Below are 12,839 nucleotides of genomic sequence, written 5' to 3' on the forward strand. Positions count from 1 at the left end.
AATAAGGAAGTCATTATGCCAACACCTTGGTCAGGCTATCTGGATGAAGTTTCAGCAAAATTTGATACAGGCGTTGATAATCTACAAACGCAGGTAACAGAAGCGCTGGATAAATTAGCAGCAAAACCCTCCGATCCGGCGCTACTGGCGGCGTATCAGAGTAAGCTCTCGGAATATAACTTGTACCGTAACGCGCAATCGAACACGGTAAAAGTCTTTAAGGATATTGATGCTGCCATTATTCAGAACTTCCGTTAATCAGTTATAAGGTGGATTATGTCGATTGCAACTATTGTCCCTGAGAATGCCGTTATAGGGCAGGCGGTCAATATCAGGTCTATGGAGACGGACATTGTCTCGCTGGATGACCGGCTACTCCAGGCTTTTTCTGGTTCGGCGATTGCCACGGCTGTGGATAAACAGACGATTACCAACAGGATTGAGGACCCTAATCTGGTGACGGATCCTAAAGAGCTGGCTATTTCGCAAGAGATGATTTCAGATTATAACCTGTATGTTTCTATGGTAAGTACCCTTACTCGTAAAGGAGTCGGGGCTGTTGAAACGCTATTACGCTCATGATTCGTCGATATCTATATACCTTTCTGCTGGTAATGACCCTTGCCGGCTGTAAGGATAAGGATCTTTTAAAAGGACTGGACCAGGAACAGGCTAATGAGGTCATTGCCGTTCTGCAAATGCACAATATAGAGGCGAATAAAATTGATAGCGGAAAATTGGGCTATAGCATTACCGTTGCTGAGCCTGATTTTACCGCTGCGGTGTACTGGATTAAAACTTATCAGCTTCCTCCCCGGCCACGGGTGGAAATAGCGCAGATGTTCCCGGCGGATTCGCTGGTATCGTCTCCGCGAGCTGAAAAGGCCAGGTTATATTCGGCTATTGAACAGCGACTGGAACAGTCATTACAGACGATGGAGGGCGTGCTCTCCGCCAGGGTCCATATTAGTTATGATATTGATGCTGGTGAAAATGGCCGTCCGCCAAAACCTGTTCATCTGTCGGCATTAGCCGTATATGAACGAGGTTCGCCGCTTGCGCATCAGATCAGCGATATCAAGCGTTTCTTAAAGAATAGTTTTGCCGATGTGGATTATGACAACATTTCTGTTGTGTTGTCAGAACGTTCTGATGCCCAATTACAGGCTCCCGGCACACCAGTAAAACGTAATTCTTTTGCAACCAGTTGGATTGTGTTGATTATTTTGTTATCCGTGATGTCAGCAGGCTTTGGCGTCTGGTATTACAAAAACCATTATGCCCGCAATAAGAAAGGCATAACGGCTGATGATAAGGCGAAATCGTCAAATGAATAGGCAGCCATTACCCATTATCTGGCAAAGAATCATTTTTGATCCGTTATCGTATATCCATCCTCAGCGGTTGCAGATAGCGCCGGAAATGATTGTCAGACCCGCCGCCAGGGCGGCGGCAAATGAGTTAATACTGGCGGCATGGCGGCTTAAGAACGGAGAAAAGGAGTGTATTCAAAACTCACTGACGCAGCTGTGGCTGCGTCAGTGGCGCCGACTGCCGCAAGTAGCGTATTTACTCGGTTGCCATAAACTGAGAGCCGATCTGGCAAGGCAGGGAGCCTTGCTTGGCCTGCCGGATTGGGCGCAAGCATTTTTGGCAATGCATCAGGGAACAAGTTTATCTGTCTGCAATAAGGCGCCGAATCACCGGTTTTTACTTAGCGTCGGGTATGCACAGTTAAATGCCCTAAATGAATTTTTACCTGAATCTTTAGCACAGCGTTTTCCTTTGCTTTTTCCTCCATTTATTGAGGAGGCATTGAAGCAGGATGCTGTAGAAATGTCAATTTTGCTACTGGCCTTACAATATGCTCAAAAATATCCCAATACCGTCCCCGCTTTCGCCTGTTGAGGGGATACTGATAAAGCGTAAAACGCTGGAACGTTATTTCTCTATTGAAAGATTAGAACAGCAGGCGCATCAACGGGCTAAGCGTATTTTGCGAGAGGCGGAAGAAGAGGCAAAGACCTTGCGGATGTACGCCTATCAGGAAGGTTACGAGCAGGGAATGATAGACGCGTTACAGCAGGTCGCCGCTTATCTTACTGATAATCAGACAATGGCCTGGAAGTGGATGGAAAAAATACAGATTTATGCCCGCGAGTTATTTTCAGCTGCGGTCGACCATCCCGAAACGCTTTTAACCGTCCTGGATGAGTGGCTAAGGGATTTCGATAAGCCTGAGGGGCAACTTTTTTTAACACTGCCAGTTAATGCGAAAAAAGATCACCAAAAACTGATGGTGTTGCTTATGGAAAACTGGCCAGGCACTTTTAATCTTAAATATCATCAGGAACAGCGCTTTATCATGAGTTGCGGCGATCAGATCGCAGAATTTTCACCTGAACAATTTGTTGAAACGGCAGTAGGCGTCATTAAGCATCATCTTGATGAACTTCCACAAGACTGCCGGACAATTTCTGATAACGCCATTAACGCACTTATTGATGAATGGAAGACAAAAACGCAAGCGGAGGTTATAAGGTGATACCGGGTACGATTCCGACTTCTTATTTGGTCCCGACAGCAGATACTGAAGCGACGGGTGTGGTTTCGTTGAGTGCCAGGGCCGCTATGCTGAATAATGTGGATAGCGCGCCTTTAAGCAATGGCGGCGACGTTGATCTTTATGATGCATTCTACCAACGACTTTTGGCGCTTCCTGAGTCAGCCTCTTCTGAAACGCTTAAAGATAGCATTTATCAAGAGATGAATGCCTTCAAAGATCCTAACAGTGGTGATTCGGCTTTTGTTTCTTTTGAGCAGCAAACGGCTATGCTACAAAACATGTTAGCAAAAGTTGAACCGGGCACCCATTTATATGAGGCTTTAAACGGGGTATTAGTTGGTACAATGAACGCACAGTCACAAATGACCTCCTGGATGCAGGAGATTATTTTATCGGGCGGGGAAAACAAAGAGGCAATTGACTGGTGAACCCCCATTGCTGGCGATTTGTGATAAGGTATGGTGTATATATCAGCAAATAATGCAGAAAATGCACCATGCCAGTGTGTCTATCTTATTGATGTATATGGATTATTAAGATGTCTGCCAGCCGTTTTATTCTGAAATGATTATATTAATATTGTAAGCTTTCATTACAAAATTGTGCATAAAGTTTGTAAGGGTATCTTTTTGTGACGAAATGAACGCGCGTTGGAATGTAATTATTGGCTATAATAATAAAAAAATCGGATTTAAATCATCTCTGTGAGTTTTAATTATTTGTTTATAAGAATATAACGATTTTGAGTTCCTTATAGCACACAGGATAAAATATGGTATTGCCTTCAATGAATAAATCAGTTGAGGCCATTAGCAATAATCACCTTCAACAGCCGAACAAATTTCCATTAATAAATGGATTAGCTGACGTAAGAGACTATTATGTCGCAAACTGCTTATTGTTTAAACTTAATAAAGGCAGTTTGCGAATTGAAAACGAATTTGGGGAGTTCATCGAACAATCTGCGCCGTGTTTATTTTTATTGGAAAAAGATCAAACAATCACGCTTAGTATGAGCGAAATAGAAGGGCATATTGATTTTTCTTCACTGGAAGTTTCCTATGACTTAATGCAAAAATTCTACAAAGTTTTTTACAGTACAAGAAACTATAATGATCGAGAGCTATCATTAAAAACGAAACCAAAGTATTTTTTTCATGCGGACTTGTTGCCAGGGATGAGTGATACTTTTGACTCTATTTTGCATGGTGTGGCATGTCCACGGGTTTGTAGTAATGTGAGTATTGATGATCATGATTATTCATATTTCTCATTGATGTATCTTATATCGGCATTTGTACGTAAGCCCGGTGGGTTTGATTTCCTTGAGCGAGCAATAAAAATTACGACAAAAGAGAAAGTTTATAACATTATTATCAGCGATCTCACCCGCAAATGGTCACAGGCTGAGGTGGCGGGAAAGCTGTTTATGAGCGTATCAAGTCTGAAGCGAAAACTGGCCGCTGAAGAGGTGAGTTTTAGCAAAATATACCTGGATGCTCGTATGAATCAGGCTATAAAATTATTACGTATGGGGGCTGGAAATATTTCACAAGTCGCGACGATGTGTGGCTATGATACGCCTTCTTATTTTATCGCTATTTTTAAACGGCATTTTAAGATTACACCGCTTAGCTTTATGCGTACGATGAACCATTGATTTGTGAAATTATTTTAAACGTTACTATCTGTTTGCGTTACAGATACCAAATATTTTTTTAATCGTAGTGTATATTTCAGTATCGCTACACCAGTGATATATAGTTAATGAAAGGGAATCGAAAGCGTTCATTGTCAGACATACATGGCCGCCAGGCGCCGGGCAATGGTTGTACTCTAAGAGATTACAGTAAAGTAAAACAGCAAATTTAATCATTATCAGATTTGTAAAAGGAATTCATTTCGGTAACGACATTGCGCATGTAATAACGTATCTGGTCTTATTACCTTTGTAGTAAGAAGGCGTTATCTACTTGCGCAGTAGTCGCCCAGGAAGAAAAATCATTACCGAAGCTGTGGTCAGTTTTCAAAAAAGGATAAATAAATGAGAAATGTAATTATATACGGTATTAACTGGACTAATTGTTATGCCCTTCAGTCTATTTTTAAGCAAAAATATCCGGAAAAGTGCGTTAAAACGTGTAACTCATTAACCGCACTTTTGCATTCTCTATCCGATATGCCGGACGCCGGGCTGATTTTAGCTTTGAACCCGCATGAGCATGTTTATCTTTTTCATGCGTTGCAAACGCGGTTGCAGAACCGTAAAGTTTTGGTAGTGGCAGATCGCTTGTATTATATCGATCGCTGTGTGCTGCAATATTTTGGCGTTATGGATTATGTTTTAAAAGACGAACTATCCTGCGCTATCCGCTCGGATCGAGAGAAGCTACGTCTTCCGGAAGCCTGGCTGCGTTTCTGCCACAGGCCACAAAAGAAAACCGTGGCTGCTACGTATGCTTTTAATGTCGGCGAGACGCCGGAAGAGGTATTGTTTAATATCAATCAATACGCCTGGTGGAATCTACCTCCCGGCGTCACTCAGGCGAAGTATGCGCTGCTGATATTATTATCCTCGGGACATCCGGCAATTGAACTGGCGAAAAAATTTGGTCTGGGAACAAAAACCGTCAGTATTTATCGTAAGAAGGTTATGTATCGTTTGGGGATGGACTCTTCACCGCTATCGCTGTTCCGGGGACTGAAACTAGACGCGCATTTACAGCGCACTGCTTTTGCACATAACCCTGGTGTACCTGACGATAATTGCGCGTTACCGATTGCGGTAGGAATGAATTAAACTATTTTTTATCATTTATGACCATGTATTGAGCTTTTATTATAAAAAAGATTTTTTGAGTAGTAATTCTTATATATAATCATCTGGAGGTGATTGGTTGCCTGGCTCAATCATTGAGGCATATTTTTGCGGGCAATATATTGAATCTGAAAAGTTAAAGATGATATTTTCGGTGCAGGAGCTATCATGTGGAGGGAAAAGTATGCTAAGTCCTACGGCTCGTAATATGGGGGCGAGTTTATCGCCTCAGCCTGACGTCAGCGGGGAGCTAAACACCGAAGCATTGACCTGTATTGTTGAGCGTCTGGAAAGTGAAATTATAGATGGCAGCTGGATTCATATCAGTTACGAGGAAACCGATCTCGAAATGATGCCTTTTCTTGTTGCACAGGCCAATAAGAAGTATCCAGAGTTAAATCTTAAATTTGTTATGTCAGTCCATGAGCTTGTTTCCTCTATAAAGGAGACCAGAATGGAAGGCGTTGAATCTGCCCGATTTATCGTAAATATGGGAAGTTCAGGTATCCATATTTCAGTCGTCGATTTTAGAGTTATGGACGGAAAGACATCGGTGATTTTGTTCGAACCAGCAGCGTGTAGCGCTTTTGGACCTGCTTTACTGGCGTTGAGGACCAAAGCAGCTCTTGAACGTGAACAATTGCCTGATTGTTATTTTGCTATGGTCGAGCTGGACATTCAACGAAGCTCTTCTGAATGTGGTATTTTTAGCCTGGCGCTCGCCAAAAAACTTCAGCTTGAATTTATGAACTTAGTAAAAATTCATGAAGATAATATTTGTGAACGTCTGTGTGGTGAAGAACCTTTTCTCCCGTCTGATAAAGCAGACCGTTATCTGCCGGTGAGTTTTTACAAACATACTCAAGGCGTACAACGATTAAATGAATATGTGCAGGCCAATCCGGCGGCGGGAAGCAGTATAGTAAACAAAAAGAATGAAACGCTTTATGAGCGATTCGATAACAATGCCGTTATGCTAAACGATAAAAAACTCTCTATATCCGCTCATAAAAAAAGGATAGCTGAATATAAGTCTTTACTTAAACCGTAATGAAATTATGAGGTTGCCTGCCAGAGGAAATCCTTCCAGCGCCATAAAACTACTCTATATTATGACCGTATGTTTCCTGAATAGCAGGCAAAAAAGTGTTAACCTTGCGCCTCTGGTACGATTTCATTACGCCTGTCGCGCCATGTTGCGTAAATAAATGCCGCAATAAACACGATGGCAAATAATACCACGATGGTCGGCGCTGGCGCGCTATCAAGATAAAAAGACAGATAGACGCCCGCAAAAGCGGTAATAACTGACAGACTCACCGCTAATGCCAGCGCGCGCGCAAAGCGTCGCGTCAGCAAAATGGCAATTGCGCCGGGGGCGATAAGTAGTGAGATTGACAGAATAATGCCCACCGATTTCAGCGTGGCGACGATAGTCAGCGCAATCATACATAGCAGGCCATAATGCAGTAGCGTGGTATTCAGCCCGCTGGCTTTCGCCTGGTGCGGGTCAAAAGCGTGTAGCAGGAGATCTTTCCATTTCAGCCCAATGATTAACGCAATACCCAGTGCAATAACTGACGTTTGTACGATATCCCCCAGCGATACGCCCAGCATATCCCCAAACAGGATGTGATCCAGATGCACTTCCGATTGAATAGAAACATAGAGCACCAGACCTGCGCCAAACATCCCGGAAAAGACGATGCCCATCACCGTATCACGTTTGATGCGGCTGTTATCGTCCAGATAGCCGGTGGCGATAGCGCAAAATAATCCGGCAATGAAAGCGCCAATCGCCAGGGGGATCCCCACAATATATGCCAGCACGACCCCGGGGAATACCGCATGACTCATTGCATCGCCCATTAACGCCCAGCCTTTTAACACTAAAAACACGGACAGTAAGGCGCAGGGAATCGCCACAATGACCGAAACCATAAGGGCGTTCACCATAAAATCAAACTGAAAGGGTTCCAGTAACGTTGTTAAGAACATGTCGGCTCCTTCTGCAGGCGGGCGCGTCGACGGTTGGCTAACAGACCGTGTTTCGGGGCGAAAATAAAGGCTGTGATGAACAGTAAGGTTTGCATGACGACAATAATTCCACCCGTGGCGCCATCCAGCCAGTAGCTAAGCCATGCGCCCAGAAAACTGGTCAGGCTGCCAATCACGACGGCAATCATGAGCAGACGTGGAAAACGGTCGGTGAGTAACCAGGCCGTCGCGCCCGGCGTGACGACGAGACAGATCACCAGGAACGCCCCAACGGTTTGCAGGGCCGCCACGGTAGAGACGGACAATAGAGTGAAAAACAACAGCTTTAGTCGACCCGGATTAAGCCCGATAGAACGCGCATGGGTTTCATCGAAAAAGACGACCATCAGATCTTTCCACTTTAACAGCAGAATCGTCAGCGAGACTGCGCCGATAATCGCCAGTTGCGCAATATCCGCTGGCGCGATCGCCAGCACGTTGCCGAGAATAATCGTCTGGATATTCACCGACATCGGATTTAGCGACACCATAAAAAGGCCGACGCCAAAAAAAGAGGAGAAGATAAGCCCGATAATCGCGTCTTCTTTCAGGCGTGAGCGTTGGTTAAGAAAGAGCATACTGCCTGCCGCCAGTCCGCCGGAAAGAAACGCGCCGAGCGAGAAAGGCAGCCCTAACATCCAGGCGCCAGCGACGCCAGGCACAATAGAGTGAGATAGCGCATCGCCAATGAGCGACCAGCCTTTGAGCATCAAATAGCAGGAGAGAAACGCGCACAGACCGCCCACCATCGCGGAGACCCACATCGCGTTGAGCATATACTGGTAGCCAAACGGCTCAACAAGCCAGTTCATGACGATTTTCCTCCGCTGGCCACGCGCCGGGAAATAAAGGGGCGCTCGTCATCGGTGATGATGTGCTCTTCGCCTCCGCTTAGCGCGATATGACGTAGAACGCCGCTAAACGCCTGTTCCAGATTCGCGGCGGTAAACGTGGTTTCGGTAGGGCCGCTGGCCAGTACGGTTCCTTTAATCATTACCGTATAGTCGCAAAACTCGGTGACGGAGCCGAGATTATGCGTTGAGACCAGCATCGTGCGGCCTTCATCGCGCAGTTCCCGCAGTAGATCGATGATTCGCGCTTCGGTTTTTACATCCACGCCGGTAAAAGGTTCATCCAACAGGATTACCTGTCCATCCTGAGCGATGGCCCTGGCAAGAAACACACGTTTTTTCTGCCCGCCGGACAGTTCGCCAATCTGCCTGTGACGATATTCCTGCATATCCACCCGCGCCAGCGCGGCGTCAACACAGGCGTGATCATGCGCAGTGGGACGGCGTAGCCAGCCCATATGGCCGTAGCGTCCCATCATCACCACATCTTCTACCAGCACCGGAAATGACCAGTCCACTTCTTCCGATTGCGGAACATAAGCAATGAGGTTTTTTTTCAGCGCCTTGTTGACTGACTGTTGCAGGATAGTGATATCGCCCTGCGCAAGATGCACAAAGCCCATTAACGCTTTAAATAACGTAGACTTACCGGAGCCATTTACGCCTACCAGCGCGGCGATTGAACCGCCTGGCACCTGAAAAGTGGTGTCCCGTAGGGCGGTATGACCGTTGCGATACGTCACCGTGACTTGATCAACGGTAATCGCAGATTGACTCATTGTTGACTCCTCAGTCCGTCGTTAATGCCGTTGACGATGGTTTCGGTCGTGACGCGCAGCAGATCCAGATAGGTTGGCACAGGGCCGTCAGCGGCGCTCAGAGAATCGACATACAGTACGCCGCCATAATGCGCGCCGGATTCACGCGCGACCTGGCGGGCGGGTTTATCGGAAACCGTACTCTCGCTAAAGATGGCGGGAATATGGTGCTTTTTAATGGTATCAATCACTTTACGCACCTGTTTTGGCGTCCCCTGTTGATCGGCGTTAATTGGCCAGAGATAAAGCTCTTTCATGTCATTATCGCGCGCCAGGTAAGAGAACGCGCCTTCACTGGTGACCAGCCAGCGCTGATCGGCGGGAATTTTTTCCAGTTCGGCACGCAACGGATCGGCCATCTGGCGAATTTTCGCTTTATAGCGCTCGGCGTTTTGCTTATAGATCTGCGCATTATCCGGATCGTACTTCACCAGGGCGTCGCGAATGTTATCGACATAAATCAGCGCGTTTTCTGCCGACATCCAGGCGTGCGGGTTCGGTTTACCGTTATACGGGCCTTCGGTAATGCCCATCGGTTTGACACCGGTGGAGACGATGACTTCCGGTACGCCGGAAAGGTGCTGATAAAAGCGGGCGAACCATCGCTCCAGGTTCAGACCATTCGCGAGGATAAGCTGTGCCCCCTGCGCTCGTTTAATATCGCCGGGCGTTGGCTGATACTCATGGATTTCAGCGCCGGGTTTGGTAATCGAGCTGACTTCCGCTGCGTCGCCCGCCACGTTTTTCGCCATGTCGGCAATAACGGTAAACGTGGTGATGACTTTAAATTTCTCTTTTGCATAGGCTGGCGATAGCGCGAGTATCGCGACAATACCGGCAATCAGGAGTGTTTTCAGACGATGTAGATTCGTCATAGTATCCCTCGCAACAATGTGGTTAATTAATCATCGAATATAGCCTTTGCTATGTTATATAGCACAAGGCATGAATAAATGAAAATAATTCTTATTTGCGAAATAGCGACGATATGCAGTGATAGTGCTAAAGAGGGATAAGGTGTAAAATAAATACATCTTAATGTTCGGAGAGAGCACGATGCCTGGTAAACGTATCGCTCGTGAAAAACTGACGATCAAAAAAATGATCGCGCTGTATGAAAGCCAGTGCCCACAGGCGTCAGCGGTGCAGGGGCATTACGACGCGCTGTACGCCTACGCGCAAAAACGTCTTGATAAATGCGTATTTGGCGAGGAAAAACCCGCCTGTAAGCAGTGCCCGGTGCACTGCTATCAGCCGGCTAAACGCGAGGAGATGAAGCAGATTATGCGTTGGGCAGGTCCGCGAATGCTTTGGCGACACCCTGTCCTGACCGTGCGGCACCTTATCGACGATAAGCGCCCCGTTCCGGAATTGCCGGAAAAATATCAGCGCAAGAAGTGAAGGGGAAGCGCCAGGCCTACGGCGCGCATCATCTCCAGGCCGGATCAGATCCGGCAACCCGTTACGCTAACGCGTCTTTATCAATACCCAATCGCTTCATACGCGACAGCAGGGTGGTTCGTTTAAGCCCCAGACGCTGCGCCGCGCCTTTTGGTCCAGCCACTACGCCATTGGTCTCTTTCAGAACGCGTATAATAAGCTGATATTCATCTTCGCCTTCTTTGGCGCTTTCAGTCGCAACAGGCGAGGTATCGGGCGTTACGGCGGTAATATCCGGCAGCGACAGTTGTAGCACATTGCCGCGCGTCAGCAGCACGGCGCGCTCGACGACATTCTCCAGTTCGCGAACGTTCCCCGGCCATTCCATGCTGCTGAGCGTGCGCAGCGTTTCGGCGGGAATGCTGTCGATATTACGCCCCATTCGGCGGGCGATTTTGAAGGTGAATGCTTTGACCAGTAGTGGTATATCTTCCGGACGTTCGCGTAACGGAGGAAGCTGGATCGGAAAAACATTCAGCCGATAGTAGAGATCGTTACGGAATTCGCGATCGGCGACCATTTTTTTCAGATCGCGGTTAGTCGCGGCGATCAGCCGCACGTCGGTCTGGATCAGTTTATTGCTGCCGAGACGTTCAAACTCTTGCTCCTGAAGGACGCGCAGCAGCTTAGGCTGTAGCTCCAGCGGCATGTCGCCCACTTCATCCAGAAACAGCGAGCTTTTATCCGCCAGCTCGAAACGGCCAATCCGCTGCGCGCTGGCGCCGGTAAACGCGCCGCGCTCATGACCAAACAAATCGCTTTCCAGCAGCCCCGCCGGCATCGCGGCGCAGTTCATCTTTACCATCCTGCGCCCGCTACGTCCGCTCAGGTTGTGAATGGCGCGGGCAATCAACTCTTTACCGGTTCCCGTTTCGCCCAGAATCAGTACGGTACTGTCGCTCTGCGCCACCATCTCAACCTGCTTTAGCACGTTGTACATCGCTTCGCTGCGTCCGATGATCTCGCCAAACTCGCTGTCGACGTTATTAAGCTGCTCCGTGAGCGCCAGGTTTTCGTCGACCAGGCGTTCCTTCAGTCGGTGGATTTCCTGATAGGCCAGCGCATTATCCACGGCAATGGCTACCCGTTCGGCAATCTGACGCAGCAGCTTGAGGTTGGCGGTGGTAAACACTTTTTCTTCGCACTGGGCCAGTTTGAGCACGCCAAGCATCGTCTTGCCGGACATCAACGGCAGCAGGCAAAGCGTCTGGATCTGATTGCCCCAGGTATCGAACAGCATGCGTTCGTAGGGGGCAAGCGGATCGCGTTCGTTGAGGTTGATAAGCAGCATCTCTTTACTTTTAAAGACGCGCTCCGTGAGCGTGCCGGCTTCGTCGACTTCGCTCTGTTCGTGCGCCGGATGATGCTCATCAAGGTAGTGGGTGGAGTAGATATTCAGCTTATTTTTGCGATGGCTGCGCAACACGATGCTGATTGCGTCGATATTGAAATAGTGGTGGATCTCTTTTGCGACTTCGCTTACCAGTTCATCAATATCCAGACGCGACAGGACGGCGTTGGTAATCGCAACCAGAATACGGAAGTTATCGCGTTCGCGGCACAACAGATCATAATCGACGTTATTGTTTACCCGGTTTTGAATTTGCTCGGCGACCACGCCGACAATTTGGGTAAACGTATGCAGACGGTCATATTCCTTTTCACTCCAGGGGCGATCTTCCTGACGGATGAATTCGCAGCCGCCGAAAATACGGCCCTCCGCGGCTAAAGGAAGCAGACAGTAATGACCAAATTCAGGGTAGAGGCCGCTCGCGGCAAGCTGCGGCCAGGTTTCGGTAAACTCATGGAAATTACAGTGCAATGCATCGGGGCGAGAAAGGATGCGACGTACCGGGCCGTGCGCCAGTACGGTTTCATCTTCATATTCAACAGGACGGCCATTTTCTCGCGTCGCATAATATTGTGCGCGTTGCGACAGCGCCTGCCATAGCACAATGCCGGCGCTGTCGGCGAGCGCTGAACGCTTTACCAGATGCGAAAGCGCTTCACTGAGCGACGCCAAATCGGGCTGCTGCAATAAGGTACGAGTGATATCGAACAAGCCTTGCTGTCCAAGATCGCTCATGGGTGTATACGACATGTTGCTTTTCCAGGAAAATACCGCAAAACGGTGCGAAAACGGTAAATGAATTATAGGTATAAGTCGTAAGTTATTGCCGGATGGCTGACCGCAAGCTCGCTGGTCACACACTCCGTAGGCCTGATAAGCAAAGCGCCATCAGGCGTTAATGCAGCGTTAATGCCGGATGTCGACGCAAATGCGTCTTATCCGGCCTACAGTATGCTGC

The 12,839-nt window shown here is 47.7% G+C and carries 15 protein-coding genes; 10 read left to right on the forward strand and 5 right to left on the reverse strand.

The genetic code is table 11. The features are described from left to right. The first annotated feature begins 15 nt into the window (after window positions 1-15). The 9 genes from prgI (at window position 16) to avrA (ending at window position 6,435) form a co-directional block, all read left to right on the forward strand. Window positions 16-258, forward strand: coding sequence for a type III secretion system needle filament protein PrgI (gene prgI / locus ACLJR2_RS03000; RefSeq protein ID WP_001143113.1), 243 nt, complete (start codon window positions 16-18; stop codon window positions 256-258). An 18-nt stretch (window positions 259-276) separates the two neighbouring features. Next, window positions 277-582: a type III secretion system inner rod protein PrgJ gene (gene prgJ, locus ACLJR2_RS03005; RefSeq protein ID WP_000020431.1), complete on the forward strand. Its 306-nt coding sequence runs from the start codon at window positions 277-279 to the stop codon at window positions 580-582. Next, window positions 579-1,337, forward strand: a complete 759-nt coding sequence (gene prgK / locus ACLJR2_RS03010) for a type III secretion system inner membrane ring lipoprotein PrgK (protein ID WP_000621238.1) — start codon at window positions 579-581, stop codon at window positions 1,335-1,337. Before prgJ ends, prgK begins: the two co-directional genes overlap by 4 nt. Continuing rightward, window positions 1,309-1,908 carry an oxygen-regulated invasion protein OrgA gene (gene orgA, locus ACLJR2_RS03015; RefSeq protein WP_001574876.1) on the forward strand — a complete coding sequence of 200 codons (600 nt, stop codon included), beginning with the start codon at window positions 1,309-1,311 and terminating at the stop codon, window positions 1,906-1,908. Before prgK ends, orgA begins: the two co-directional genes overlap by 29 nt. Next, a complete protein-coding gene (gene orgB, locus ACLJR2_RS03020; RefSeq protein ID WP_000916654.1) occupies window positions 1,865-2,545 on the forward strand; it encodes a type III secretion system linker protein OrgB in 681 nt (226 codons plus the stop codon). The genes orgA and orgB overlap by 44 nt, the downstream gene beginning before the upstream one ends. Beyond that, a complete protein-coding gene (locus ACLJR2_RS03025; protein ID WP_000612179.1) occupies window positions 2,542-2,994 on the forward strand; it encodes a type III secretion system effector protein OrgC in 453 nt (150 codons plus the stop codon). The genes orgB and ACLJR2_RS03025 overlap by 4 nt, the downstream gene beginning before the upstream one ends. A 344-nt stretch (window positions 2,995-3,338) precedes the next feature. Next, complete coding sequence (gene hilC, locus ACLJR2_RS03030) at window positions 3,339-4,226, forward strand: invasion transcriptional regulator HilC (protein ID WP_000243998.1); 888 nt, start codon at window positions 3,339-3,341, stop codon at window positions 4,224-4,226. A 384-nt stretch (window positions 4,227-4,610) separates the two neighbouring features. Beyond that, window positions 4,611-5,366, forward strand: coding sequence for a transcriptional regulator SprB (gene sprB, locus ACLJR2_RS03035; protein ID WP_001246667.1), 756 nt, complete (start codon window positions 4,611-4,613; stop codon window positions 5,364-5,366). A 160-nt stretch (window positions 5,367-5,526) separates the two neighbouring features. Beyond that, window positions 5,527-6,435, forward strand: coding sequence for a type III secretion system YopJ family effector AvrA (avrA, locus tag ACLJR2_RS03040; RefSeq protein ID WP_077944723.1), 909 nt, complete (start codon window positions 5,527-5,529; stop codon window positions 6,433-6,435). Between the two features lie 98 nt (window positions 6,436-6,533). Here avrA and sitD read toward each other — a convergent pair whose 3' ends face one another. The 4 genes from sitD to sitA are packed head-to-tail and all read right to left on the reverse strand — an operon-like array spanning window position 6,534 to window position 9,965. Further along, window positions 6,534-7,382 carry an iron/manganese ABC transporter permease subunit SitD gene (sitD, locus tag ACLJR2_RS03045; RefSeq protein ID WP_000480207.1) on the reverse strand — a complete coding sequence of 283 codons (849 nt, stop codon included), beginning with the start codon at window positions 7,380-7,382 and terminating at the stop codon, window positions 6,534-6,536. Then, on the reverse strand, window positions 7,373-8,233 hold the full coding sequence (sitC, locus tag ACLJR2_RS03050) for an iron/manganese ABC transporter permease subunit SitC (RefSeq protein ID WP_001104336.1): 861 nt from the start codon (window positions 8,231-8,233) through the stop codon (window positions 7,373-7,375). Before sitC ends, sitD begins: the two co-directional genes overlap by 10 nt. Continuing rightward, window positions 8,230-9,051: an iron/manganese ABC transporter ATP-binding protein SitB gene (sitB, locus tag ACLJR2_RS03055; RefSeq protein WP_000083167.1), complete on the reverse strand. Its 822-nt coding sequence runs from the start codon at window positions 9,049-9,051 to the stop codon at window positions 8,230-8,232. The genes sitC and sitB overlap by 4 nt, the downstream gene beginning before the upstream one ends. Beyond that, a complete protein-coding gene (sitA, locus tag ACLJR2_RS03060) occupies window positions 9,048-9,965 on the reverse strand; it encodes an iron/manganese ABC transporter substrate-binding protein SitA (protein ID WP_000182929.1) in 918 nt (305 codons plus the stop codon). The genes sitB and sitA overlap by 4 nt, the downstream gene beginning before the upstream one ends. Before the next feature lie 181 nt (window positions 9,966-10,146). Here sitA and ACLJR2_RS03065 point away from each other — a divergent pair, with 181 nt between their 5' ends. Then, on the forward strand, window positions 10,147-10,491 hold the full coding sequence (locus tag ACLJR2_RS03065) for a nitrous oxide-stimulated promoter family protein (protein WP_001117940.1): 345 nt from the start codon (window positions 10,147-10,149) through the stop codon (window positions 10,489-10,491). A 61-nt stretch (window positions 10,492-10,552) separates the two neighbouring features. Here the strand turns inward: ACLJR2_RS03065 and flhA are convergent, their stop codons facing one another. After that, window positions 10,553-12,631 carry a formate hydrogenlyase transcriptional activator FlhA gene (gene flhA / locus ACLJR2_RS03070; protein WP_000122677.1) on the reverse strand — a complete coding sequence of 693 codons (2,079 nt, stop codon included), beginning with the start codon at window positions 12,629-12,631 and terminating at the stop codon, window positions 10,553-10,555. Window positions 12,632-12,839: the final 208 nt, after the last annotated feature.

The organism is Salmonella sp. SAL03688 (assembly GCF_046551895.1).
Classification (GTDB): Bacteria; Pseudomonadota; Gammaproteobacteria; order Enterobacterales; family Enterobacteriaceae; genus Salmonella; species Salmonella enterica.

Coding starts and splice junctions, on each gene's coding strand:
- prgI (WP_001143113.1), top strand. CDS start 16: ATGCCAACACCTTGGTCAGGCTATCTGGATGAAGTTTCAGCAAAATTT.
- prgJ (WP_000020431.1), top strand. CDS start 277: ATGTCGATTGCAACTATTGTCCCTGAGAATGCCGTTATAGGGCAGGCG.
- prgK (WP_000621238.1), top strand. CDS start 579: ATGATTCGTCGATATCTATATACCTTTCTGCTGGTAATGACCCTTGCC.
- orgA (WP_001574876.1), top strand. CDS start 1,309: ATGATAAGGCGAAATCGTCAAATGAATAGGCAGCCATTACCCATTATC.
- orgB (WP_000916654.1), top strand. CDS start 1,865: ATGCTCAAAAATATCCCAATACCGTCCCCGCTTTCGCCTGTTGAGGGG.
- hilC (WP_000243998.1), top strand. CDS start 3,339: ATGGTATTGCCTTCAATGAATAAATCAGTTGAGGCCATTAGCAATAAT.
- sprB (WP_001246667.1), top strand. CDS start 4,611: ATGAGAAATGTAATTATATACGGTATTAACTGGACTAATTGTTATGCC.
- avrA (WP_077944723.1), top strand. CDS start 5,527: ATGATATTTTCGGTGCAGGAGCTATCATGTGGAGGGAAAAGTATGCTA.
- sitD (WP_000480207.1), bottom strand. CDS start 7,382: ATGTTCTTAACAACGTTACTGGAACCCTTTCAGTTTGATTTTATGGTG.
- sitC (WP_001104336.1), bottom strand. CDS start 8,233: ATGAACTGGCTTGTTGAGCCGTTTGGCTACCAGTATATGCTCAACGCG.
- sitB (WP_000083167.1), bottom strand. CDS start 9,051: ATGAGTCAATCTGCGATTACCGTTGATCAAGTCACGGTGACGTATCGC.
- sitA (WP_000182929.1), bottom strand. CDS start 9,965: ATGACGAATCTACATCGTCTGAAAACACTCCTGATTGCCGGTATTGTC.
- ACLJR2_RS03065 (WP_001117940.1), top strand. CDS start 10,147: ATGCCTGGTAAACGTATCGCTCGTGAAAAACTGACGATCAAAAAAATG.
- flhA (WP_000122677.1), bottom strand. CDS start 12,631: ATGTCGTATACACCCATGAGCGATCTTGGACAGCAAGGCTTGTTCGAT.